At 72.8% G+C, this 23,787-nt stretch carries 21 protein-coding genes; 14 read left to right on the plus strand and 7 right to left on the minus strand.

Annotated elements, in window-relative coordinates:
* The first annotated feature begins 133 nt into the window (after positions 1 to 133).
* A complete protein-coding gene (locus ACIG5F_RS00315; RefSeq protein WP_396515038.1) occupies positions 134 to 1,072 on the plus strand; it encodes a nucleotide disphospho-sugar-binding domain-containing protein in 939 nt (312 codons plus the stop codon).
* Between the two features lie 29 nt (positions 1,073 to 1,101).
* Here the strand turns inward: ACIG5F_RS00315 and ACIG5F_RS00320 are convergent, their stop codons facing one another.
* Complete coding sequence (locus ACIG5F_RS00320; RefSeq protein WP_396515040.1) at positions 1,102 to 1,518, minus strand: hypothetical protein; 417 nt, start codon at positions 1,516 to 1,518, stop codon at positions 1,102 to 1,104.
* A 128-nt stretch (positions 1,519 to 1,646) separates the two neighbouring features.
* Here ACIG5F_RS00320 and ACIG5F_RS00325 point away from each other — a divergent pair, with 128 nt between their 5' ends.
* On the plus strand, positions 1,647 to 4,388 hold the full coding sequence (locus tag ACIG5F_RS00325; protein ID WP_396515042.1) for a BTAD domain-containing putative transcriptional regulator: 2,742 nt from the start codon (positions 1,647 to 1,649) through the stop codon (positions 4,386 to 4,388).
* A gap of 173 nt (positions 4,389 to 4,561) precedes the next feature.
* On the plus strand, positions 4,562 to 5,959 hold the full coding sequence (locus tag ACIG5F_RS00330; RefSeq protein WP_396515044.1) for an FAD-dependent monooxygenase: 1,398 nt from the start codon (positions 4,562 to 4,564) through the stop codon (positions 5,957 to 5,959).
* A gap of 31 nt (positions 5,960 to 5,990) precedes the next feature.
* Here the strand turns inward: ACIG5F_RS00330 and ACIG5F_RS00335 are convergent, their stop codons facing one another.
* Positions 5,991 to 7,007 (minus strand): FAD-dependent monooxygenase, encoded by a 1,017-nt coding sequence (locus tag ACIG5F_RS00335; RefSeq protein ID WP_396515046.1) that lies wholly within the window; start codon positions 7,005 to 7,007, stop codon positions 5,991 to 5,993.
* 53 nt (positions 7,008 to 7,060) lie between these two features.
* On the opposite strand from ACIG5F_RS00335, the gene ACIG5F_RS00340 reads away from it, so the two are divergent.
* Together ACIG5F_RS00340 and ACIG5F_RS00345 are read left to right on the plus strand one after the other, a co-directional pair.
* Complete coding sequence (locus ACIG5F_RS00340) at positions 7,061 to 7,621, plus strand: TetR/AcrR family transcriptional regulator (protein WP_396515048.1); 561 nt, start codon at positions 7,061 to 7,063, stop codon at positions 7,619 to 7,621.
* A 144-nt stretch (positions 7,622 to 7,765) separates the two neighbouring features.
* Positions 7,766 to 8,575, plus strand: coding sequence for a pentapeptide repeat-containing protein (locus ACIG5F_RS00345; protein ID WP_396515050.1), 810 nt, complete (start codon positions 7,766 to 7,768; stop codon positions 8,573 to 8,575).
* On the opposite strand, the gene ACIG5F_RS00350 is transcribed toward ACIG5F_RS00345, so the two are convergent.
* Entirely contained in the window at positions 8,558 to 9,112 is a 555-nt protein-coding gene (locus ACIG5F_RS00350) for a TetR/AcrR family transcriptional regulator (protein WP_396515052.1), read from the minus strand. The genes ACIG5F_RS00345 and ACIG5F_RS00350 overlap by 18 nt on opposite strands.
* Before the next feature lie 112 nt (positions 9,113 to 9,224).
* Here ACIG5F_RS00350 and ACIG5F_RS00355 point away from each other — a divergent pair, with 112 nt between their 5' ends.
* Positions 9,225 to 9,662, plus strand: a complete 438-nt coding sequence (locus ACIG5F_RS00355) for a nitroreductase family deazaflavin-dependent oxidoreductase (protein ID WP_396515054.1) — start codon at positions 9,225 to 9,227, stop codon at positions 9,660 to 9,662.
* Positions 9,663 to 9,817: 155 nt separating this feature from the next.
* On the opposite strand, the gene ACIG5F_RS00360 is transcribed toward ACIG5F_RS00355, so the two are convergent.
* Both ACIG5F_RS00360 and ACIG5F_RS00365 read right to left on the minus strand, forming a co-directional pair.
* Positions 9,818 to 10,663 (minus strand): NAD(P)H-binding protein, encoded by an 846-nt coding sequence (locus ACIG5F_RS00360; RefSeq protein ID WP_396515056.1) that lies wholly within the window; start codon positions 10,661 to 10,663, stop codon positions 9,818 to 9,820.
* Complete coding sequence (locus ACIG5F_RS00365) at positions 10,660 to 11,196, minus strand: PadR family transcriptional regulator (protein WP_396515058.1); 537 nt, start codon at positions 11,194 to 11,196, stop codon at positions 10,660 to 10,662. The genes ACIG5F_RS00360 and ACIG5F_RS00365 overlap by 4 nt, the downstream gene beginning before the upstream one ends.
* A gap of 134 nt (positions 11,197 to 11,330) precedes the next feature.
* On the opposite strand from ACIG5F_RS00365, the gene ACIG5F_RS00370 reads away from it, so the two are divergent.
* A complete protein-coding gene (locus ACIG5F_RS00370) occupies positions 11,331 to 11,807 on the plus strand; it encodes a DinB family protein (RefSeq protein WP_396515060.1) in 477 nt (158 codons plus the stop codon).
* A 36-nt stretch (positions 11,808 to 11,843) separates the two neighbouring features.
* Here ACIG5F_RS00370 and ACIG5F_RS00375 read toward each other — a convergent pair whose 3' ends face one another.
* Complete coding sequence (locus ACIG5F_RS00375) at positions 11,844 to 12,368, minus strand: SRPBCC family protein (protein ID WP_396515062.1); 525 nt, start codon at positions 12,366 to 12,368, stop codon at positions 11,844 to 11,846.
* 163 nt (positions 12,369 to 12,531) lie between these two features.
* On the minus strand, positions 12,532 to 12,726 hold the full coding sequence (locus ACIG5F_RS00380; protein WP_396515064.1) for a hypothetical protein: 195 nt from the start codon (positions 12,724 to 12,726) through the stop codon (positions 12,532 to 12,534).
* A 310-nt stretch (positions 12,727 to 13,036) separates the two neighbouring features.
* On the opposite strand from ACIG5F_RS00380, the gene ACIG5F_RS00385 reads away from it, so the two are divergent.
* Genes ACIG5F_RS00385 through ACIG5F_RS00415 form a run of 7 tightly spaced genes read left to right on the plus strand, consistent with a single transcriptional unit; the run spans position 13,037 to position 23,775 of the window.
* Complete coding sequence (locus ACIG5F_RS00385) at positions 13,037 to 14,980, plus strand: phage tail sheath C-terminal domain-containing protein (protein WP_396515066.1); 1,944 nt, start codon at positions 13,037 to 13,039, stop codon at positions 14,978 to 14,980.
* A 24-nt stretch (positions 14,981 to 15,004) separates the two neighbouring features.
* Positions 15,005 to 15,505: a hypothetical protein gene (locus ACIG5F_RS00390; RefSeq protein ID WP_396515067.1), complete on the plus strand. Its 501-nt coding sequence runs from the start codon at positions 15,005 to 15,007 to the stop codon at positions 15,503 to 15,505.
* The gene (locus tag ACIG5F_RS00395) at positions 15,502 to 15,969 is read left to right on the plus strand and encodes a hypothetical protein (protein ID WP_396515068.1); all 468 of its coding nucleotides are present in this window, start codon (positions 15,502 to 15,504) and stop codon (positions 15,967 to 15,969) included. The genes ACIG5F_RS00390 and ACIG5F_RS00395 overlap by 4 nt, the downstream gene beginning before the upstream one ends.
* Positions 15,966 to 16,916, plus strand: a complete 951-nt coding sequence (locus ACIG5F_RS00400; RefSeq protein ID WP_396515070.1) for a hypothetical protein — start codon at positions 15,966 to 15,968, stop codon at positions 16,914 to 16,916. Before ACIG5F_RS00395 ends, ACIG5F_RS00400 begins: the two co-directional genes overlap by 4 nt.
* Positions 16,913 to 20,863 carry a hypothetical protein gene (locus ACIG5F_RS00405; RefSeq protein ID WP_396515072.1) on the plus strand — a complete coding sequence of 1,317 codons (3,951 nt, stop codon included), beginning with the start codon at positions 16,913 to 16,915 and terminating at the stop codon, positions 20,861 to 20,863. Before ACIG5F_RS00400 ends, ACIG5F_RS00405 begins: the two co-directional genes overlap by 4 nt.
* Entirely contained in the window at positions 20,856 to 22,808 is a 1,953-nt protein-coding gene (locus ACIG5F_RS00410) for an RHS repeat domain-containing protein (RefSeq protein ID WP_396515074.1), read from the plus strand. Before ACIG5F_RS00405 ends, ACIG5F_RS00410 begins: the two co-directional genes overlap by 8 nt.
* Positions 22,801 to 23,775 carry a hypothetical protein gene (locus tag ACIG5F_RS00415; RefSeq protein ID WP_396515076.1) on the plus strand — a complete coding sequence of 325 codons (975 nt, stop codon included), beginning with the start codon at positions 22,801 to 22,803 and terminating at the stop codon, positions 23,773 to 23,775. Before ACIG5F_RS00410 ends, ACIG5F_RS00415 begins: the two co-directional genes overlap by 8 nt.
* Positions 23,776 to 23,787 lie beyond the last annotated feature (12 nt).

Here is a 23,787-nt window from a genome sequence, read left to right on the forward strand (position 1 = left end):
GCCCCCCCGCCGGCGCCCGGGGGGGCGCGTGCGGGGCGGGGGGGGGCCGGGGGCCCGGGGGGGGGGGGGGGGCCCGGGGCGCCCCCCGCCCCCCGCCACCGGAGCCACCGCCCTGCCCGGTCGCGGCGGCTCCGTGCGACCCACGGCCAGCATCCGGCAGTCGCTGCTGGACGGCGTCGAGGTGTGCCGGGTCGTCGTGCCCGCCCTGGCGGAGGTCTTCACCGCCGACCGGGTCGACCTGCTCTGCTACGACGTGCTCACCCCGTACGGCGGGCCGCTGGCGCACCGGCTGGGCGTGCCGACCGTGACCCTGTCACCCACCCACGCCGGCTCGACGTCGAAGCTGCGGCGGCTGCTGATCCCGCCCGACTTCGACACCAGCGAGTACGCCGCCGCCTGGGTCAAGCTCGCCGCCGACCTCGGCGTGCCCGCCGATCCGCCCGCCCCCGTGCGGCAGATCGTGTTCCTGCCCCGCCGTTTCCAGCTCGACGGCGACACCTTCGACGACTCCCACGTCTTCGTCGGCCCCACCCTGGCCGACCGACACGAGGACTGGTCGCCGCCGGGCCCGAAGGTGCTGTTCGTGTCGCTGGGCACCGTCATGAACTACCGGCCCGACTTCTTCCGCGCCGTCATCGAGGCGTTCGCCGACACTGACTGGCACGTGGCCATGGCCGTCGGCGACCGCGTCGACCCGGCGGCCCTCGGCCCCATCCCCGGCAACGTCGAGATCCGGCCGTTCTTCCCGCAGCAGGCGGTGCTGGCCCACGCCGCCGCGTTCCTCACCCACGCCGGCATGAACTCGGTGATGGAGGCCCTGCTGCGCCAGGTCCCCCTCATCGCCTACCCGCAGACCCCGGAGCAGAGGGCCAACGCCGAACGGGTCGAGGAGCTCGGTCTCGGCCGGATCCTGACCGACCTGTCCGACCTCGCCGTCACCGTGACGGAAGTGGCCGAGGATCCCGAGATCCGCGCCAACCTCGCCGTCATGGCCGACGACCTCCGTGCCGCCGGCGGCGCCCCGGCCGCCGCCGACGCCATCGAAGCCGTCCTCGCCACCACCCGCCGCTGAGCTACTCACGTAGAAAAAAAGCAGGGGCGTCAGTGCCAGCCGGTGCAGGTGAAGACGCCGGCGGTGTCGGTGCACGCCCGCACCTTGTAGCCGGGGCCGTCGAACACGTACTTGGTGACCACGTCGAACTCGAAGCTGCCGGTGCCGTTGCCCTTCACGCGGTTCACCCAGCCGTGGTACGTGCCGTCCGGGTCGGTGATGTCCAGGTACAGCCAGCGGTTCTCCGGGATGTGCCCACGGCCCCGCGCGGACTCGTGGTGGTCCGAGCCGAGCACCGTCTCCAGCGAGATCCACGCCGCCGGGAACTGCCGCACCGGCAGCTTGCCGCTGCAATAGTAGAGATGGTCCGCCCCGCACGGCGTCGCGCTGGCCGGCAGCGCCGTGGTCACCGCCACCCCGCCGACCGCGGCCGCGACGATCAACACCCTCGAGATGAGCTTGCGCATCCGAACTCCCCTTGTCGGTTGTGCTGTGGAGGGCAACCAGCGTGCCGACGACCGTCCCCGGCTCGTCCCCATGCCGTCCTTTTCCCAGGTCGACCTGGGTATGCTGGGCGCCCACGAGGGGGGACGGCATGGAGTTCCGGGTGCTCGGCCCGCTGGAGGTCTGGACCGATCAGGGCCGGTTGCCGCTGCCCGCCGTGCGTCACCAGCGGGTCCTGGCGACCCTGCTGCTGGCCCCCAACTCGGTGGTGGCCACGACCAAACTGGTCGAGGCGACCTGGGACGACGAGCCGCCCGCGACCGCCGTCAAACAGATCCAGAACGCGGTCTCGGCGCTGCGGGACCGGCTCGGCGACACCGGCCAACAGATCATCGCCACCGACGGCTCCGGCTACCGGATCACCGTCGACGAGGACCAGCTCGACCTGCTCCGCTTCACCCGGGGTATCGCCGACGCCCGCCGCCTGGCCGAGCGCGGGGCCCTGCGCGACGGGGTCCGGGAGATCCGCGCCGCGCTCAAGCTGTGGCGCGGCCCGATCCTGGACGGGCAGGGTTCCGACGCCCTGACCCGCCGCACGACCCGCCTGGAAGAACAGCGCCTGGCCGCGATCGAGTCGTGTGTGGACTGGCAGCTCGCCCTCGGCCAGCACCGCGAGGTCCTCGACGACCTCATCGAAATCACCGACGAGCACCCGCTGCGCGAACGCCCCCACGCCCAGCTGATGCTGGCCCTGGACCGCGCCGGCCGCTCCGGCGAGGCGCTGGCCGTCTACCAGCGACTACGCGCCGCGCTCGCCGAGGAACTCGGCATCGACCCCGGCCCCGAGCTCCGCCGCCTGCACGAGCAGATCCTGCGCGGCGAGAACCACCTCGCGCCCGAGACCGAACGGCCGCGTGACAAGGACGACCGGGCCGGCCAGCTCGACCGCGCCGCCCAGGAACTGGCCGCCGCGATCACCCGCCAATGGACCGCCGAAGCCGAGGTCCGCTCGCTCAACCGCCCCGAGCCGGTCCCGCTGCGCTGGTCCAGCACCGAACGCGAGGTGGCGGCCGTCGCCTCGACCGTGCTGGGCGCACGCCCCGGCGAAGGCCCGGAACGCCTGGTGCTCAGCGGCGACCTCACCGACGTCGTCGCCAAGTTCCGGCAGGTCCCGGCCCGCCAACTCGTGGTCCTCGGCGAACCCGGCGCCGGCAAGTCCGTGCTGGCGATCCTGCTGACCCTCGGTCTGCTGGCCGATCCGCCCGCCGGCGAACCCGTGCCGGTCCTGCTGCCGCTGGCCTCCTGGGACCCCCACACCGAACACCTGCACGCCTGGCTGGCCCGCAAGCTCGTCGAGGAATACCCCGGCCTGGCCAACACCGCCGCCTACGGCAAGGACGCCGCCATGCGACTGGTGCTGGGCAACCGGATCATCCCCGTGCTCGACGGCCTCGACGAGACCCCGCCGGCCCTGCACACCGCCGCCATCGACGCCCTGGACCGCGCCGCCGCCGGCGGCCGCCCGCTGGTCGTGACCTGCCGCAGCGCCGAGTACGAAGACGCCGTGCAGCGCACCGGCGCGTTCCTGACCCGGGCCGCGGTCGTGGAGATCGAGCCGGTCGAACCCGAGGACGCGCTGGCCTTCCTCACCGCCCGCCGGCGGCTGGGGGAGACCCGCTGGCGGCCGATCGCCGACCGGCTGCGCCGCGACCCGACCGGGGCCCTCGCGCAGGCGCTGCGCACACCCCTGATGGTCGACCTGACCCGCACCGCCTACGCCGACCCGGCCCGCGACCCCGCCGAACTGTGCGACCCCGAGCGGTTTCCCGACCGGGCCAGCATCGAACGGCACCTGCTCGACTCCTACCTGCCGGCGGTGTACCCGGCCCAGCCGCCCCCGCCCGACCGGCCCGCCCGCTTCCACGGCTACCGCCTCGACCAGGCCGAACGCTGGCTGGGCTTTCTGGCCCGGCCCGAACAGCACGACCTGGCCTGGTGGCGGCTGGACCGCACCGAACCCCGGCTGGCCATGGGCCTGTGCCTCGGACTGCCCCCGGCGCTGCTGTTCGCCCTCACCGGCTGGCTCGCCGCCGGCCCGTGGCTGGCCGCCGTCTACGGGGTGTCGTTCGGGGCCGCCGGCTTCGTCACCCACACCTTCGGCCGCCGGCCCGGGCCGCTGCGCGTCGAGGCCCGCTTCCACGGCACCGCCGGCCGCTTCGCCCGCCGGTTCGCCGTCGGCGCGATCATCGGCACCGCCCTGTGCCTGGGCTGGTCCCTGCCGGCCGGGGCGATCGCGCTGTTCGCCGGCGTGTTCGGCCTGGCCGTCGGCGTGCACGTCTGGCTCGACACCCCCATGGACGCCGACCGCGTCGCCAGCCCGCTGACCGTCCTGCGCCACGACCGGGCCGCCACGCTGCTGTTCACCGCCTCGTTCATGGTGTCGCTGGGCCTGTTCTTCGCCCTCGCGCTGCTGCTGACCCCGGACGAGAGCGGCATCGAGATCCTCGACGGCCGCTACGACCTCGAACTCGGCCTGGCCGGCGGCGTCGCCGGGGGACTGCTCGGCCACTTCTTCGTCCCCCGCCTGGGCGGCGTCGCCTACGGTCTGGCCGGCGCGGTCATCGGCGGCCAGATCATCCCGGCCGCCGCCGGCCTGCCCCAGGCCCTGCTGCCCGGCGCGCTGTTCGGGCTCTCGGTCGGCCTGAGCGTCTGCCTGTCCCGCGCCTGGGGCACGTTCGCCATGACCCGCCTCTGGCTGGCCTCCCGCGGCCGGATTCCCTGGCGGCTGCTGCCTTTCCTCGACGACGCCCACCGCCGCGGCGTGCTGCGCCAGGTCGGCGCCGTCTACCAGTTCCGCCACGCCCGCCTGCGTGAACGCCTCGTGCCGCGTTAACCGGTGGACGCGGCGGCCGCCCGGCTTGTAGCGTGCGCACGACCGTGACACCGCCCGAGGAGGTGAGACCCATGAACGCAGCAGCGAAGTGGGTGCTCCCCCTGCCGGTCATGGTCGGGCGATCGACGTAGGTGTCGCCGGGAGCGCCCCAGACACTCCCGAAAGGCAACACCATGTACGACGTGATCATCGCCGGCTGCGGGCCAACCGGCGCCATGCTGGCCGCCGAACTGCGACTGCACGACGTCCGCGTTCTCGTGCTGGAGAAGGAAACCGAGCCCGCGCCGTTCGTCCGCATCGTCGGACTGCACGTCCGCAGCATTGAACTGCTGGCCATGCGCGGCCTGCTCGACCGCGTCGAGCAGCACGGACGCCGCCGCCCGGCCGGCGGCTTCTTCGCCGGCATCCCCGCCCCCGCGCCCGACCTGGACTCCGCGCACGCCTACATGATCGGCATCCCGCAGCCGGTCATCACCACCCTGCTCGAACAGCACGCCCTCGACCTCGGCGCCCAGATCCGCCACGGCAGCACGGTCACCGGCCTCGACCAGGACGACGACGGCGTCACCGTCTCAGTCGCCGACGGCCAGCGGCTCCGTGCCCGCTACCTCGTCGGCTGCGACGGCGCCCGCAGTACGGTCCGCAAACTGCTCGGGGTCGCCTTCCCCGGCGAGCCCTCACGCCACGACACGCTGATGGGGGAGATGGCCGTGGCCGCGCCCCCGGCCGAGATCGCCGCCACCATGGCCGGGATCCGCCGCTCCTGGCTCCGCCCCGTCGGCGACGGCGTCTACAGCGTCGTGGTCCCCGCCGCCGACGTCGTCGCGGACCGCACGACACCGCCCACCCTCGACGACTTCTCCCGGCAGCTCACGGCCATCGCCGGCACCGACTTCGGCATCCACTCCCCGCGCTGGCTGTCCCGCTTTGGCGACGCCACCCGCCAGGCCGAGCACTACCGGGTCGGCCGGGTCCTGCTGGCCGGCGACGCCGCCCACATCCACCCGCCCACCGGCGGCCAGGGCCTCAACCTCGGCCTCCAGGACGCCGTCAACCTCGGCTGGAAACTCGCCGCCCAGCTCCTCGGCTGGGCCCCCGACACCCTGCTGGACACCTACCACGCCGAACGCCACCCCGTCGCCGCCGCCGTCCTCGACAACACCCTCGCCCAGACCACGCTCTCGTCCCCCGACCCGGGCCCACAAGCCGTGCGCCGCCTCCTGGCCGAGCTGATCGCCCTGCCCGAGGTCAACCGCCACCTGACCGAGAAGATCACCGCCCTCGACATCCGCTACGGCCCCGGCCACCTGGGCGGCCGCCAACGCGACCTCGACCTCAAGCACGGTCGCCTCTACGACCACCTCCACCACGGCCGTGGCCTGCTCCTCGACCGCACCGACAAGCTGACCGTCGACGGCTGGCCCGACCGCGTCGACCTCATCACCGACCCCACCGCCGCCCTCGACGTCCCCGCCGTGCTGCTGCGCCCCGACGGCCACATCGCCTGGACCGGCGACGACCAGCACGACCTCGACGCCCACCTCGCCCGCTGGTTCGGCCAACCCGCCTGACGCAGTCCGCTGAGTCCGCCAACCGGCGGACTCAGCGGGCGGCGAGCTTCACGACCAGGTCGCGCAGGCCGGTGAACCGGCGGGCGTGGGCGGCCCGGTTGACCAGCAGGGACGCCGTGACCATGCGTTGGGTCGGGCGGCGGCGGAGCTTGTCGTAGCGGCGCAGGCCGGCCTCGACTCCCAGCGTGCACACCGAATCAGCCAGGGTCACGGCGTCGACGAGGGCCTCGCACGCGCCCCGGCCCATGTCGGGAGTCATCGCGTGCGCGGCGTCGCCGATGAGCGCCACATTGCCGTCCACATAGGAGGGAAGCGGACGGGCCAGGTAGTACAAGTCGTTACGGGCCACGGTGTCCTCGTCGATGCCGGCCAGCACGCGCCGAACCTCGGCGTGCCAGTGCCCGAACCGGCTGCGCACGGCGGCGGCCTCGGCCCCGGGGAAACGCTGCCGCTGCGGGGCCAACACGCAGGCATACCAATTGGTGCGGCCGCCTTCCTGCGGGGTGACGCCGAACCGGGCGCGTTCGCCCCAGGTCTCGGTGAACTCGGCGGTGTCGCCGTCGACGGTGCCGCGCCACGCGGTCGCGCCGACATAACGCGGCCGGTAGGCCTCGCCGAACACCACGTCCCGGGCGGCACTGTTGATGCCGTCGGCCACCACGACCAGGTCATGCCCGGTCAGCTCCCGCACATCCGGGGCCGTCACGCCGAATTCGACCTCGCCGGCGGCCTTGTGCAGCAACCGCAACAGGGGCGGCCGCGACAACAGCCAGATCGGATCCTTCTGGGTCAGCGACGCCACCCGGGACCCGTCGGCCCGTAACAACGAGGTTCTCAGCTGCGGACGCCCCTGCTCGCGCGCCGCCTCGCCCACCCCGATCGCGTCCAGCGCCCGCACCGCGGCCGGCCACAACCCCAGCGCCGTCCCCGTCTCCGGCAGCCCCTCGGCGCGTTCGAACACCCGCACCCGCCAGCCGTCCATCCGCAACCGGGCCGCCACGGCCAACCCGCCGACGCCGCCCCCGACCACCATCGCCGTCCTCGTCATACCCACGAGCGTACTACGGACATAGTATTTTTCACTACGGATATAGTAGGCCGATGCAGGCGCGCAGGAAGGACCAGGTGCTCGACGCGGCCGTCGACGTGCTGGGCACCGACGGCATGAGACGGCTCACCTACCAGGCCGTCGACCAGCGGGCCGGCGTGCCCTCGGGCACCACCTCCAACTACTTCCGCAGCCGCGACGCCCTGCTCGACGGCATCGTCGACCACATCGAGGCTCTGGACCGGGCCGACCTCGGGCGCCTGAGCCTGGCCGCCGACGGCCTCGACGGCGTGGCCCTCACCCTGGCCGGCTTCGTGCGCCACGCCCTCGGGCCGGGCCGGCCCCGCGTCGTCGCCCGCTACGCCCTGTTCCTGGAGACCCTGACCCGTCCCGAACTGCGAGACTCCCTCACCCGCAGCCGCGAGGCGCTGGTCGTGCGAGGCGGGGACTGGATGCGGGCCATCGGCTCCACCGAACCGACCGCGCACTCCCGGATCGTGCTCGACCTGCTGGACGGCGTGATCCTGCACCAGATCGCCATGCCCATGCCCGACTTCGACCCGCTGCCCGGCATAATCGCTGTCCTGCGCGGACTGGGCCTGGGTAGCGTCTGACGCCGTGGACCGAGCCGAGCGGATCGCCGCGCTGATGGCCGCCTGGTCGCCACCAAGCCGACCTCCTGCGCGCCACCGCCCGTCCGCGCGGGAACCCGGCCCTGCCGGCGTAGTCGATCACGGCCGATCGACCATACTGAGGCCGTGACCGACGACCTGCGCGCCGACTGCTCCAACTGCTTCGCCCTGTGCTGCGTCGCGCTGCCCTTCACCGCCTCCGCCGACTTCGCGATCACCAAGAACGCCGGCACGCCCTGCCGCAACCTGCTGGCCGACCACCGCTGCGGCATCCACGCCGACCTGCGGGCCAAGGGCTTCCCCGGATGCACGGTGTTCGACTGCTTCGGCGCGGGCCAGAAGGTCTCCCAGACCACGTTCGGCGGCGTGAGCTGGCGCGAGGCCGGCGACCGCCGGAGGGTGTTCGACGCGTTCACGATCATGCTCCCGCTGCACGAACTGCTGTGGTACCTGGCGCAGGCCCGGACCCTGTCCCCGGCCCGGGCGCTGCACGACCGCATCTCCGCCGCCTACGAGCAGGTCGAGCGGATCACACTGTCCACAGTGGACACCCTGTTGGCCGTCGACGTTCCCGCGCGTCGCAAGGAGGTCAACGAGTTGCTGGTCAAGGCCAGCGAGCTCACGCGGGCCACCGTCAAGGGCAAGAAGCCCGACCGCCGCGGCGCCGACCTCATGGGCGCGAAGCTCAAGGGCGCCGCCCTGGCCGGCGCCAACCTGCGCAGCGCCTACCTGATCGCCGCCGACCTGCGCGGCGCGGACCTGCGGCTGGCCGATGTCATCGGCGCGGACTTCCGCGACGCCGACCTGCGCGGGGCCGACCTGACCGACGCGCTTTTCCTGACCCAGTCCCAGGTCAACGCCGCCCGTGGCGACGCGGCCACCCGCATCCCGGCCGGCCTGAGCCGGCCGCCGCACTGGTCAGCGGCGGGGAAGTAGCCGCTTCACCGCCCGGCACAACACCTCGCGGGCCTCGTCGTCGGCCAGCTCCGGCAGCGCCGAGATGCTGTCGCTCAACGGCGCGATCGCCCGCACCGCCAACACCTGGTCGGGGCTCGGGTCCTCGCCGTAGAGCACGCGGGCGGCCTGGTCCAGCAGCTCGTCCATCTTGCTGGCCGCCTTCATCCGCCCGTGCATCACCGGATCCGCGGCCAGCACGCTGATCGTCGACCGCCTCGACACCGTCAGATCGGCGAACCCCTCGGCCAGCACGTCGATGCGCCGCTGCCGCGTGCCCTGCTCGGCGGTGCGGGCGATGATCGCCGACACGCTCTCGTAGACCGGCTCGCAGATCGACTGAAGCAGCTCCAGCTTGCTGGGGAAGTGGTAGTACACCGCCGCTTTGGTCAGCCCCAGCCCGTCGGCGATGTCCTGCAACGAGGTGGCGTCGTAGCCGCGCTCGGCGAACAACGCCAGCGCGGCGGCCTGAATGCCGGCGCGAGTGCGGCGGGCCTGTTCGGCGCGGACTCCGGTCACATCGTCATCATGGCAGTTTCACCTGCCAGCGGCAAGTGACTCACTTGACGGCCGGCAGGTCAACGGAGCAAGGTGGAGGGGCGATACCCCCTCACACTTTGGAGCAGAAGCCATGCCGTTGCAGGGCGAGTACGAGCCGGGCGCGCAGGATTGGGTGCGGGACCAGGTCGAGAAGTACGAGCGGTCCGGAGGCACCGAGGGCACCGAGTTGCGAGGGGTGCCGGTCATCGTGGTCACCTCCGTCGGCGCCAAGTCCGGCAAGCTGCGCAAGAACCCGGTGATGCGGGTCGAGCACGACGGCGTCTACGCCGCGGTCGCCTCCTACGGCGGCGCGCCCCAGCACCCCGTCTGGTACCACAACTTCAAGGCCCACCCGCTGGTCGAGGTGCAGGACAAGACCGTCAAGAAGGACTACCGGGCCCGCGAGGTCACCGGCGAGGAGCGCGCCCTGTGGTGGGGCCGGGCCACCCAGGTCTGGCCGGACTACGACGAGTACGTCACCCGGACCTCCCGCGAAATCCCCGTCTTCGTACTAGAGCCGGTCGACTGACCCCGCCGATCCGCGGCGGACTCAAGTGTAGGAAGGGGGCTTTCCTCCACTCCGAGTGTAGGAAAGTCCCCTTCCAACCTTCGCTGGCAGACCTACCGCTCCGCCTGACCGCGTGTGAGTGGCTTGTTCGGCGGCCGCTCACACGCACGGAATCCTCAGGCGAAGGCGGCGCGATTGCGGGCGACCCAGTCGCGGAAGGCGCCCGCGGGTCGGCCGGTGATCTCGGGGACGGTCGGGTGCACGACGGAGGTGAAGTCCTCCAGGGCGGTGGCTCGCAGGGCCATGATGGCGTCGGCCATGGACGGGGCGACGCCGTGGGAGATGATCGCCGCCCGGGCGGCGTCCGGGGTGACCTCGACAAAGCGCAGCGGCCGGCCGAGGACCGAGGCGATGATGTCGACCTGCTCGCCGGGGGACAGCGCCTCGGGGCCGGACAGGGTGAGGATCTGGCCGGTGGGGGTGGAGGTCAGGGCGATCGCTGCCACGGCGGCGATGTCGAGGGGATCGATGACCGTGACCCGGCCGGCGGCGTAGGGGGCGAACACCGCGCCTTGCTCACGGATGGAGCCGGCCCACATCAGGGCGTTGGACATGAAACCCATGGGCCGCAGCATGATCCACGGCACGCCGGACTCCCGTACGGCCCGTTCGCCCGCGCGGTGCCACTGCGGAATCGGGTCGGTGGCGGTGTCGTCGCCAGCCCGTCCGCTGGACAGCTTGACGATCCGCTGCACGCCGGCCGAGGCCGCCGCGGTGGCGACCGTCTTGTCGTGCAGGGGAATCTCGGAGCCGCCGGTCAGCAGGAACACACCGTCCACACCGGACACCGCAGCGGCCACCGCCGAGGCGTCGCCGAGATCGGCCGCCACGACCTCGACGCCGTCGGGCAGCCGGGCCCGGGCCGGGTCGCGGCTGGTGGCCCGGACCGGAATGCCTTGCGCCAGCAGCGAATCCACCACAGCGCGGCCGACCTCGCCGGTGGCGCCGGTGACCAGGATCATGTCGTCTCCCTCAGTCGGTCGAGCACGCGGTCGTGCCACGCCAGCTCCGCCTCCAGGCGGGCGACGCAGTGTTCGAAGATCAGCGGTTCCAGCCCCGTGAGGTCCGGGGCGGCGGTGACCTGCTCACGCCGGAACTGCGCCAGCTGCTCGGCCACGGCCTGCCGGCGCACGGTGAACAGCGTGGTCAGTCGGTCGGGGGACAGGTCGGGGGTGAACTGCAGGGCCAGGTCGACCGGATCCGGCCGCAGGCGCACGTCCAGCAGCGCGGCGTCGCGCTGCCGTACCAGCTCGGCCCGGCCGGCCTCGGTGATCTCGAAGACGGTCCGCTCGGGCGGATTCCCGTCACGCTCCGTGCGCGCCACCCGGACCAGGCCCTCGTCGGCCATCCGCTTCAACACGCTGTAGAGCGAGCCCGGCTTCACGTCGGTCCACAGCTCGGTGCGGTCGAGCTGGGCGGCCTGGCGGATCGCGTAGCCGTGCATCGCGCCACCCCGGGCCAGGGCGCTGAGCGCGAAGAGCCGTGTGCTGTTCACGCCGCTAGTCAAACACGACTATGAATCCATAGTCAAACGCGACTACGCCATTGCGGCCGGGATCGGCCGTGCCCTCACGGCGTCGGCCGAAACTCGGTCGTGAGGTGGGGACGACCGCCGTAGCGTGCACGGCCATGAGCGACATCGAACGGGAGTCACTGCTGGAGTTTCTGCAGCGGCAGCGGGATCTGGTGGCGTGGAAGGTGCAGGGCGGCGACGAGCAGGCGTTGCGGGCGGTGAGCACGGCGAGCGGGCTGACGGCGCAGGGGGTGGTGAACCACCTGACCAACTGCGAGCGGGGATGGTTCCGGCAGACCTTCGCCGATCAGTCGGGGCTGACCTTCGACTTCAGCGACGAGGACGAGGACGGGGACTTCCGGGTCCCCGACGACGTGACCATGGCCCAGCTGCTGGCGGAGTACGCCGCGGAGCAGAAGCGGTGTGACGAGGTGATCCTGGCGGCGGAGACGCTGGACCAGAAGGCAGTCCACCGGGATCGGACGCTGCGCTGGATCATGCTCCACCTGATCGAGGAGACGGCCCGGCACCTGGGCCAGTTGGACCTGCTGCGCGAGCAGGCGGACGGGTCGACGGGCGAACGTCCCGAGTGATCGGCGTTCGCCGCATGGGCGGCCTCGATCCCGAGATCACGTGACCGGGCGATCGCCGTCGGAGATCCCGGTCGCGGCAGCGTCGCGGACGTCCTTCCCCTGTTCGGCGAAGGCCTTGAAGTCCTCCATGTGCTGCTGCGACTGCTTGTGGAAGGCGCCGGGCATGAGCAGCCCAACCAGCCGCATCAGCGGGCCGCGGAACCGGTATTCGCTCTCGGACTCCCAGAGCGTCGTCTGCGGGCCGGCTTCGGTCAGCCGGTCGCGCACGACGCTCCACATGCCCGCGGCGACGACCTCGCGGTCGAAGTGAACGACGATCCCGGCGGGGATCCCGTGCAGGTCGGCCGGCTCCCGGCGGGTGATCGTCTCGGTGCCCTCGAACTGCCGGCGCCCCGACTGCATCACGACCCTCGACCGCGTGCCGAGCTGCCCGTGGATCCCGCTCACCGGCTCGTGCGACACCAGGCCCCGCAGCCACTTCGGCAGGTGAGCCGGGTCGGCCAGCAGCTGGGCCACCCGCTCCCGCGGCAGCGCGATCTCGATCGAGTTGGTGTACTTCACGGCGCTTTCCTTCCGGATGGGGGATCACTGTGCGGGCCTAGGGAAGCTCGTGTAGAACCTGGTGGTGGCTTCGACCGCGGCCGCGACGTGCCTCGGTTCGCCACCGGCGGCCAGGTGAGCCTGCCCCCAGGCCGCGGCGCTGCGCCGGATGAACTCGCTGTGCTCACCGCCGCAGATCTCCGGTGACCGGCCGCAACCAGCGGCGCACCCGCTCGGGGTTGGTGATCGCGTCCCAGACCTCCTCGACCCGCGCCTCATACCGACGCCGCACCTCGACGGTGTACGCCTCGCCGGCGGGCAGGCCGGCCTTGCCCATCGCCCGGCGCGCGGCGGCCAACTCCCGCAACACGTCTTTCATGCCATGCCCCCTACACCGCCGGCCGGCTCGCACCAACGCGGAGCATACCAGCCTCCACTTATATAAGCAGCCGGTAGTGTTCGCCGGGCAGATCCTGGACGCCGTCGATCCCGGGGCGCGTTACCCGACCCGGGACACCGCCGCCCGAAAAGGCGATCTTCCGGCCGGGTGATCACCGGGACCACCCCGCATGATCGGGCAGATCCGCAGCTGAGCGCCCATATCCGTCCAAACCTCCGATTTTCCTTGGCCGCCAAGGGCTCTCCTACAGTCGCCGACGAGCGAATCGCCGACTGCTATGGGGCGCCACATGACAGAGATGATCATTCCGTCGACCTATGTCGACGTGCGGGCCGAGGGGTTGATCTCCGCCGGCGGGGTCGCGACCGGGGTGCTGGGCGTGGTGGGCACCGCCTCGGGCGGCCCGGTCGGCCAGGTGGTGACCCTGTCCGGCCTGGCCGCCGCCCGCGACCTGTTCGGCGTGCCCGACGACTTCGACGCCCCGACCGGCGCGGCCCCGCTGACCCTGGTCCGCGCGCTGGAGCAGGCCTACGCCAACGGCGCCTCCTCGGTGCTGGCGGTCCGGGTCGCCGGCGCCGGCAGCGCGGCGGCGACGTTCGTGTTGGGGGACAAGGCAGGCGCGCCGGTGGCTACGCTGTCCGCCCGCGCGGCCGGCACCGACGGCAACAACATCCACGTCACCGTGACACCGTCCACTGTGGCCGGCAGCGTCGCCGGTGAGGAGCTGACCGCCCCGGTCACCGCGCTGCGCCACCCCCGTGTGCTGCCCTCGCCGGCCAACCGGATCCGGGTGGTGCGCGGCACTTCCCGGCGCGTCGACTCGTTCGCGATCACCTACCGCACGGTCGTGGAGAACGAGCGCGTCGCCGCCGCCGGCACCCGCTACTTCCTGTCGCGCACCCCGGTCGCCACGCCGACCGACAGCGCCACGGTCGCCTCGGTCACTACCGTCACCGTGACCTCGCCGACCGGCGCCGTGAAGACCTACGGCAACGGGGACTTCGTCTACGGCCCGGGCGACGCTCCGGCGGCCGGCGTGATCCGCGTGCTGGCCGACGCCGGCGAGCTGGTCTTCGCCCCGACCGAGCAGCCCACCGGCTCAACCGTGGTCGCCAGCTACGGCGTGTTCGCGCCGGCCCCGACCGCCGGCCAGGTGCGGATCACGGTGTGGGACGGCACCCTGGACTTCGCCGCCGCGGACGCGCCCAAGGCCGCCGACGGCGACAAGGTCCAGGCCTGGTACCAGGTCGCGGCGGCCAGTTGCGTGGCCGTGCGCCTGGACCGCGGCTCCATCGTGGAGAACTACGTCGCGCCGGACGGCGCCACCCTGGCCGCCGCGGTCACCGCCGGCTCCACGCTGGCCACGGCCACCGCCGACGCCACGCACGGCAGCGAACTGCCGGCCGCCGGCGTCGACGGCTACTTCGGCACCGGCGCCAACAAGACCGGCGCCAACGGTGAGTCTGCCACCGCCGACGACTACGCCGCCGGCCTGGAGCTGCTGGCCAACCAGACCGTCAACATCGTGGTCCCGGCCGGCCAGGACGCCACCTCGTTCGGCGCTCAGTTGCAGGCCCACCTGGCCGAGACCGAGCAGGCCGACCACGAGCGGATCGGCGTGCTGGGCGCGCCCGGCTCGACGGTGCCGGAGTTCCTGGGCCACTCCATCGCCTCCGACCGGATCGTGCTCGTCGCCCCCGGCATCGCGCTGGCCGGCGGCACGCACCTGCCTCCCGCCTACACCGCGGCCGCGGTCGCCGGCCTGCTCGGCTCGGCGCCGGCGCAGACCAGCCTCACCAACAAGGCGCTGACCGTGCCCGGCCTGGCCGTGGCGGCCAATCGCGGCGAGCAGGCCCAACTGATCACCCGCGGCGTTCTGTCCATTGTGGACAAGCAGGGCTTCCGCGTGGTCAAGGGCGTCACCACCGAGGGCCCTGGCGAGCCGTTCTCGGCCATCCCGACCCGGCGCATCGTGGACTTCGCCAAGTACGGCGTGCGCGCGGCGGCCAACCCCTACATCGGCCGGCTGAACAACGACAGGGTCCGCTCGGCGCTGAAGTCCACTGTGGACGCGTTCCTGACCGGCATGGTCTCCGACGAGGCCCTGACCTCCTACAGCCTGTCGGTGTCGGCCACCCGGGCCCAGGAGATCGCCGGCGAGGTCGCCGTGACCATGACGATCCAGCCCACGTTCAGCATCGACTACATCCGCGTGACGATGGTCCTGAGCTGACCATGAGAAAGGTGAACTCCTGACATGGCGAACGATGTGTACCGCGCTGTCGATGCCAGCCTGGTGGTGAGCGTCGGGGACAGCGCGGCGCCGGAGGGCGCGGCGGCGGCCGGGATCGTCGAGAAGTACGACCTGAGCAACGTGGTGGGCAGCCTGCGCAACGTGGTCGTCAACGCGACCAGCGACGTGCGCCCGTTCTACGAGATCGGCAGCCGGTACCCGACTCACCTGCGGCCGGGCGTGATCTCGGTGACCGGGTCGGCCGAGCGGGCCCACGTCAACGGCGCGCTGCTACGGCTGCTGCTGGGCGACGGCGCGGTCAGCCCGCCGGCCGCGGCCAACTTCGCCCAGCCTGCCTTCAACATCGTGACCACGCTGGCCTCCTCGGCCATCCCCGGCGGCTTCACCAAGGTCACCCTGTTCGGGGTGCGCTTCGACAGCTGGGGCTACCAGGTGCCGCTGGACGACTTCGTGATGGAGCGGGTCACCTTCCAGGCCCTGCGGATCGCGTTCGAGGAAGCGTGACCTCGGTGTTGTCGGCCGGGGACCTGCTCGCCGGCAGCGGCCTGGTCCACGACGTCGAGGTCCCGGCGCAGCTGGTGGACGGCGGCGGCGTGGTCCGGATCCGGGCGCTCACGCTGGCCGTGCTGGCCGCGATCTCCAAGGCCGCGCGGGACGACACCGGGCTGGTGCCGGTGCTGACGATCAAGGAGGCGGTGGTCGAGCCGCCGCTGTCGTTCGACCAGATCCGGCAGCTGCGGGTCGGGCTGGTGCGGTTCCTGCTCGACGAGATCAACGCCATCTCCGGCCTGGACGGCGGCGCGGACGCCGAAGCGGCCGCCCGCAGCACGCTGGGGGCATCACACCTGTTGCTGGCCAAGCACTTCGGCTGGACGCCGGCCCAGGTCGGCGAGCTCACGCCGGGCCAGGTCGCGGTGTACCTGGCCGGGGTACGGCAGCTGGTCGAGTACGACCGGGCCACGTCGTGAGCGACGTGTTCGCGGCGGCCGACGCCGTCCGGTCGGCGGCGGCGCGAGTGCTGCGGCCGCCGACCGGGATCGCCGTGCCGGCGACGGACCTGCGGTTCGAGGATCCCGCCGTGGCGCTGGACCGGGCGCTCGGCGGCCTGCTGCCGGAGCCGTTCGAGCAGGTGGAACCGTTGGTGGCCAATGGCTCGCGGCCGACGGCGCGGGACGCGGCGGCCGGCGATGCGCAGGCGGGTCGGTTCGGCCGCCCAGCGCGAGGCCGGACAGCGGAGGGCCGGCAGCCCAGCGGTGGGATGTCGGGCCACCCGGCGGAACGTGTGGGGCCGGGCGAAGCGACGACGAGCCGGTCTGCCGATGGGGTGTTGGAACGGATCGCCGGTGACGCGGAGCGGGCCGGCGGCCGGGCAAGCGCGCGAGGCCGGGCCGAGGACGGTGCGGAGCCGGCCAGCGGAGCGGATTCGGCCAGCGGGATGCCGGGCGGCCCGGTTGGCGGCGCCGGGACAACGGGCTGGCCGAGTGGCGTCGGGGAGCGGTCGAGTCGTCCGGCGCAGGGCCGGCTGGATGGAGCGGACTGGTTGGACGACACGCGCCAGCCGGAGGCGGTCGGCGCGGCGGGGGAAGCGGTGGAACAGCCGCAGGGTCGGCATCGGTCGGCGGTGCCGCGGGCGCCAGGTCAGGAAAGGAACGAGGGCTTGCTGACGCAGGCGAACGCGGCGCGGGAGTCGGTGCGGCTCGTGCGCGGGGCGGCGTCGTTGACGTCGGTGCTCGAGACGGCCGCCGGCCAGGCGAGGGCGGCAGCGGATGACACCCCGGCAGCGGACAGCAGAGCGGAACCGATGAGCGCGCCGGCGATCGATCTCGACTCGCTGGCCGACGAGGTCGCCGAGCGGCTGCGCGAGCAGTTGGAGTGGGAGTTCATGCGCAGCTACGGAACGGGAGAAATGCCGTGACCGTGGAACTGGGCGGCGTGGCCGTCGCCAATCTCACCGACGTCCGCGTGCGCGAGCGGACGCGGCTGGTCCGGCACGCGGTGCCGGGCCTGGCCGGCGACATCGTGCAGACGCTCGGCCGGCCCTCGGCCGAGATCGGCTTCGCCGGCATCTGCTACGGCCCGGACGCCCCGGCCCAGCTGGCCCGGCTGCGCAAGGCGCACCTGGACGCCGAGCCGGTCGACTTCGTGGCCGAGGCTGTCGGCGACGGCTTCGTCACGCGGGTGCTCATCGAGGCCCTTGAGGTCACGCAGCAGGCCGGCGACCTGGATGAGTTCGGTTTCCGTTGCGTGGTCCTGGAGTACGTGGAACCGCCGGCCCCGCCCGGCGACAACCCGTTCGCGGCGATCGACGACGCCATCGGCGCCAACGCCCTGAGCTACGTCGACGACGTCCAGAACGCCCTCGACCAGGTCGACGGCCTCACTAGACTGGTGGCCGCCGCCCCGGACTTCGGCGACCCCACGGCTCGCCTGCACGACGCCCTCGACGAGTTCACCACGGCCGTCGGCGACGGCCCGGCGCTGCTGGGTTCCGTGCGCGACAACGTCACCGGCGCCGCCGCCACCGTCCCGGGCACCGACGCCGTCACGTCCTCGGCCGCCGCTGCCGCCGGGCAGGCCGGCGAGCTGGCCGCTCACCTCCGGGGCCTGGCCCAGGGATCCCCGGACTCGCCGCTGGCCCCGGTCAGCATGGCACTGCAAAGCCTGGCTCAGAAGTCCGATGTGGACGTCAGCAGCCTCAGCGTCCGCCTGCCCGCCGCCGTTGACGCCGTCGGCGGCGTGGTGCAGCCGGCCAACGTCGAGTACGTGCAGTCCATCGGCGCCGCCTACACCGCCGCGAAATCGACGGTCGCCGACCACCCGCTCAACGCCGGTATCGGCATGGCCGGCAACGTGTCGGCGATCCTGACCCAAGTCGACGGCTCCTTCACCGACAACCTCGGCGCCGGCCTCGGCAAGGTGCTGGACAGGCAGGCCGCCGGCGCCCTCACCCGGACCCTGGGCCAGATGCGGGACCTGCACGACTCGTTCCCCGCGCACGCCGGCGAGCTGATGCCGTTCCTGGCCGACAACCTCACCGGCCTGCCGCCGGACCTGCTCAAGCCGGCCGCCGACCACGTGCGAACCGCCGTCGCCCTGAACTCCACGGTTCAGGACCCGGGGGCCGGCGCGGCCCAGGACGCGCTTGTCGCCGCCCACGCCAAGGCCGCTGCCGCGCTGACCGGCTTCGACCCGGCCTCGGCCGCCTCCTACACGACCCTGCGCTCCGCCCTCGACGGCGTCCGCACGGCGGCCACGGCAGTCGCAAGTGGACTGACCAAGGCTTACGGCGATCTCGGCGCCGCGGTCGACACCCACGACTGGAACTCCGTTTTCGGCTACGGCCCGCTGCTGGACACGGCAGCGGCGTCGACTGGCGGCGTGTCCACGGTGACCGACTTGCTGAACCAGATCTCCGACGTGGTCTCCGGCATCTCCAGCGGCTTCGACCGGGTGCTGGACCCCGAGGAGATGACCCGCCGCGGCCTGATGCTGGCCGACGCCATCGGCTCCGCGCTGTCGGCGTCCCCGCTCGCCACCGTGCGGAACATCCTGCACGGCTTCGTCGACGAGCTCCGCCGACTGCTGGCCGAGGTTCCCCTGGAACAGGTCCGCTCGGCCGTGGAGGACCTGCTCAAGCAGGCCCGGTCGGCACTGGAGACGCTGGGCATCGACCGCGTCGCGGCCGGCGTCGAAGCCGCCTTCGCCGAGCTGGAGGCGTTGGTGGACAGCGTGATCGGCGCGCAGTCGGTCGATCAGGTCCGGCAGGCCGTCGCCGGTCTGGCCGGGCGGCTGCCGCAGCTGCCGGTCAAGGACCTGTTGGCCAAACTGGACTTCCTCGCCACCAGCGCGGCCCAGGTCGTGACCTCGCTGGCCGACGCGGCCACCCCGCAGCTCGACCGGCTCACCGCGCTGGCGGCCCAGCTGACCAGCCTGAACTTCACGCCGCTCGGCGACGAGGTCGTCGGCGAACTCGGGCAGCTGCGGGCCAAGCTCGCCGCCATCAACCCCGACGCGCTGTCCGCGCCGGAGCGGCTGGCGATTGCCGCCGCGCTGGCCGGCCTGCGCGCGATCGACCTGCGCGGCAAGGTGATCGCCGCGCTCAAACAGGGCTACGCCGCGCTCGACACGCAGCTGGGGCCGGCGCTGGGCGTGGTCCAGAACGTGCTCGGCGACCTCGACGGCGCGCTGGCCAATCTCGACCCGGACCTGCTGCTCAAGCCCGTGCACAGCGCGCTCGGTGACGCCGCCGAGGCCGTGCGGGGATTGTCGGCCCGGACGCTGGTCGCGCCGCTGCGCCATCAGCTCGACGAGATCACCGCCGTGCTGGCCGAGGCTCGGCCGGGAGCGGTGCTCGATCCGCTGCGGGGCCCGTATTCGGTGGTGTCGGACGCGGTTGGCCAGCTCGACCCGCAGGTGTGGTTGGCGCCGCTGGGCGCGGTGTGGCACGACGTGGAATCAGCGCTGGGCAAGCTGGACCTCCGGCCCGTGCTGGACGACCTGGCCGCGCGGCAGGACGCGTTGGTGGCCAAGGCCCGCGACACCATCATCGCCGCCCTCGACGGCCTCGCGCTGCCGGAACCCCTGGCGACGTTCGTGACCGGCCTGCGCGCCGCCGTGGCCGGGATGACCGGCGCGATCCTCACCGACCCGGGCGCCGCCCTGCCGGCGGCGCTGCTCTACCAGAGCGCCGAGCAGCAGGTCGCGTCCCTGCTCAAGCCGCTGGACGACGTCTACCAGCGGCTGATCGACCTGGTGCGGGCCGCACCGCAGGACGCCGTCGTGGCCGCGATGAACGCGGTCCGCACCGGCATCGGCTCGCTCGACACCGTTGACCCGCAATCGGTCCTGGCCCAGTTCCGGCAGGCCCGTGACGAGCTCCAACGACACGACCCCGCCTTCTACCTGGAGCCCGTCGGGGCCACGATGTCGCTACGGGCCCGGTTCGACGCCCTCACCGCCAACGCCCCGGCCGAGCGGCACGACGACGTGGCCGCGACCTACACGAGCTTCGGCGCCGTGGCCGCCCTGGTCACGCCGCCGGCTGACGCCGTGCAGGCCCACGAGCACCTCGCCGCCAAGCTCACCCAGCGGGTCGGCGCGCTTGACGCGAGTCCGCTGGCCGGCTCCTACGGCAAGCTGCACGACGGCGTGCTCCGCCTGGTGCCGGACTTCCTGCGCAGCAAGGAACCCCTGACCTCGGAGAGCATCCTCGCCGGCCTGGCCGCGCTCCGGCCCTCGGCGTTGGCCGCGCCACTGGTGCGGGACACCGCCCGGCTCGCGCAAAGCTTCGGCAACGCGCAGGCGGCGATCCAGCCCGTGGTCACGGCGATCTTCGCCAAGATCCGCGACGTGCTGGCCGCGATCAGCCCGGCCGTGCTCAAGGACGCCCTCGACGAGGTGTACGCCGCGGTACAGGACCGGCTCTCGGTGCTCGACCCCGGCGGCCTCGCCCCGACGATCCGCGCCCAGCTGTTCCAGCCGCTGGCCGACGCCCTGGCCGCGGTCGACCCGGCCAAGCTCCGCGACCGCCTCGACGCCGCCTACACCCGCGCCCTGGCCAAGCTGACCACCGGCGTCAACGGCCTGCTCGACGAACTCGCCACCGTGCTGGATCCGCCGCTGCGGCAGCTGGCCGCCGACGTCTCCGCCCTGGTGACGCAGGTCGACGCCGACGTGACCGCCGCCGGCAAGGCCCTCACCGACACCCGGGACAAGCTGCGCGGCCTGGACCTGGTGCGCCTGTGCGGGCAGCTGACCCAGGTGCTGGACAACCTGCGCAAGAACTTCGACAGCGAACTGGACCGGGTGGCCCGCGCCTTCGACCAGACGCTCGCCGCGGCCCCCGGGGGTGCTCATGCCTGACCAGGACCTGTTGGCCCGCCTGGACATCGTGCTGGCGGCTGAGGCCGCCGAACACCCCGCCCCGGCCGACTGCCGGTATGACGGGCACGGCGACGTGACGTCCATTGTGGACGGCGACGCCGTCACCGCCTACCGCTACGACGACCGCCGGCGGCTGGTTGAGGTGGCGCACCCGGACGGCCGGCCAACCCGGTACACCTACGATGAGCACGACCGCCTGGCCAGCGTGGACGACCGAGGTGTGGCCCACCGCTACACCTATGACGCCGAGGGTCGGATCGCCCGCGCCCAGCACGGCCGGTCCGGGGCGATCGCCTACGCCTACGACGAGAACGGCCGCCTCGTCGAGGGCCGATCGGCCACGGTCACCACCCGCTACCACCACGACACCACCGGCCTGCTCGTCACCCAGGCCTGCGACGGCGTCACCATCGAAGCCCGCCTGACCTACGCCGACAACCGCCTCCAGGCCGTCCAGACCGGCACGGCGCACCTGGCCTACGAGTGGAACGAAGGCCGCCTTCGCACCGTCACCGCCAACGGCGACACCCTGGTCGAAGCGCGCCGACGCGACGGCGCGCTGGAACTGAGGCTGGGCAACGGCCTGACCGAGACCCGGGAGTTCGACGGCGACGACGGCCGGCCGCTGGCCGTGACCATCGCCGGCGCCGAATTCCGCCGCACCTACCGTGCCGACGGCAAGCTGGCCGACGACGCCGGCCGCACTTTCGACTACGACCGCCTCGGCCGCCTGACCACCGCCGAAGACCCCGACGGCACGCGATGGCGCTACCACTACGACGACGCCGGCAACCGCGTCCACGACGAGGCGCTGTTCGACGACGAGCACGGCCGCCTGCTCGAACGCGGGGAGTTCGCCTACCGCTACGACGACGCCGACCAGCTCACCGAGGTCCGCAAGGCCGGTGAGATCGTCGCCCGGTTCCGTTACGACCACAGTGGACGGTTGGCCCACGCTGCGTTTCCCGACCGGACCGAGCGCTACCTGTACGGCAAGGACGGGGCCCTGCTCCTGGTCGCGGACGGCGACGGCCTCCCGGTCCGCATCCCCGTGCACACGCCTTACGGCACCCTGGCCGAGCTGCGCCCCGACGGCGTCCGCTACCTGCACGCCGACCACATCGGCACCGTCCTGCTGACCACCGACACCAAAGGCGGCGTCATCGACCGCGTGGCCGTCGGTCCGTACGGCGAGACCACCGGCCCGGCGACGTTCGGCGGCAAGACACACCATCCCGAGATCGGCATCTACGACTTCGGATTCCGCTGGTACGACCCGACAATCGGCCGCTTCCTCACCCGCGACACCCACACCTGCGGCCCCGATGACGCCCGTCTCGTGCACCCCTTCGGCACCGGCGCCCAGCAGGTCGCCGACCGCGACGCCTGGCTGCGTCACTGGCTGGCGCGCCCCCGCCGCCGCAACCGGCACGCCTTCTGCGAGGGCGACCCGGTCAACCGCTTCGACCCCGACGGCCACTGGGCGTTCGGCTGGCTCGTGCTGAGCATCCTCGGCGCGATCTGGACCCTGCCCAACACCGTGTTCGCCCTGCTCATCGAGGTCACCAACCTGATCATGGCCCCGGTGAACTGGCTGGTGCGGGCGCTCGGGGGCGGCGGCTGGCAGGGCATCGGCTTCGACGCGGCCGCCTACGGCGAGCTCAACGCGTTCGGCCTGGTCTTCGTCGGCGGCTGGATGGGCTCGGCGCTGGAGGGCGGCGGCGTCTCCGGCATCACCTTCGGCAACGGCATCTTCATCCGCGAACAGCGCCGCGGACAGAAAAGCCTGTACCACCACGAACTTCGGCACACCAACCAGTACGCGTGGTTCGGGCCGCTGTTCGGCGCCGTCTACCTGGTCGACTGGATCCAGCACGGCTACAAGAACTCACGCCTGGAGACCGATGCGAGGGCCCATGAGTGAGCCCCGCTTCGAGCTGACCGCAGGCTCCCTGCGCTCGACCACCGCCAACCCGGCCGGCCTGCCGACCCGGTTCGTGGTGGAACGGGACATGGACCGCCCGGCCGACGGCCTGCGCATCCGCTTCGGCCAAGCCGTCTCCGTGTCCCCGGGCGACCCGGTCACCCTCGCGCTCGGCTACGACGCCACCGACACCGTCTTCACCGGCGAGGTCGTCACGGTCCGCCCCGGCCCGACCGGCACCGCCGTCGCCGCCCTCGGATCCACGTTGGCGTTGCTGCGGCTGCGCGTGTCGGCGTCCTACGACGACCACACCGCCGGCGCGATTGTGCGGGACCTGGCCGACCGGGCCGGCGTCGACACCGGCACCGTCGAGGACTCCGCCCGGCTGCCGTTCTACGTCCTCGACCAAGCCGTCACCGGCCACGCCCACGCCAAGGCCCTGGCCGACCGCGGCGGCTTCGAGCTCTACACCGACCGCGGCGGCGCGCTGATGTTCCATGCCCCGCAACCGATCGGCGGCGTCACGTACACGTATCGACGAGACCTGCTCGGCGTCGGCGGCCGCACGGTGGCCGACGGCCTGGCCCCGACCGTCGGCGGCGAAAGCCCGTCCTCGCAGAGCGGCCAGGACACGACCCACTGGCTCTCGACCGACGACCTCACCGGAGGCTCCGGGGACCTGCTGGTGCTGGACGCCGCCGCCCGCACCCAAGATCTCGCCGACTCCTTCGCCGCCGGCCGCCGGACCAGCGACCAGCGCGGCCGCCAGACGGTGACGCTGCGGGTGCTCGGCCGCGCCGAGGCCGAACTGGGGGAGCCGTGCCGGGCCGGCGGGGATCTTCCCGACGCGTTGACCGGCGCCGGCTACGTGCGGGCGCTGCGGCACGACCTGGACGTGACAACCGGGTGGACGACCCGGCTGACCGTCGCCACCGGCATGGGCCTGAGCCTCGGGGGATCGCTGTGAGCGGAATGGTGG

It is taken from the genome of Kutzneria sp. NPDC052558, from assembly GCF_044547355.1.
Lineage (GTDB): Bacteria > Actinomycetota > Actinomycetes > Mycobacteriales > Pseudonocardiaceae > Kutzneria.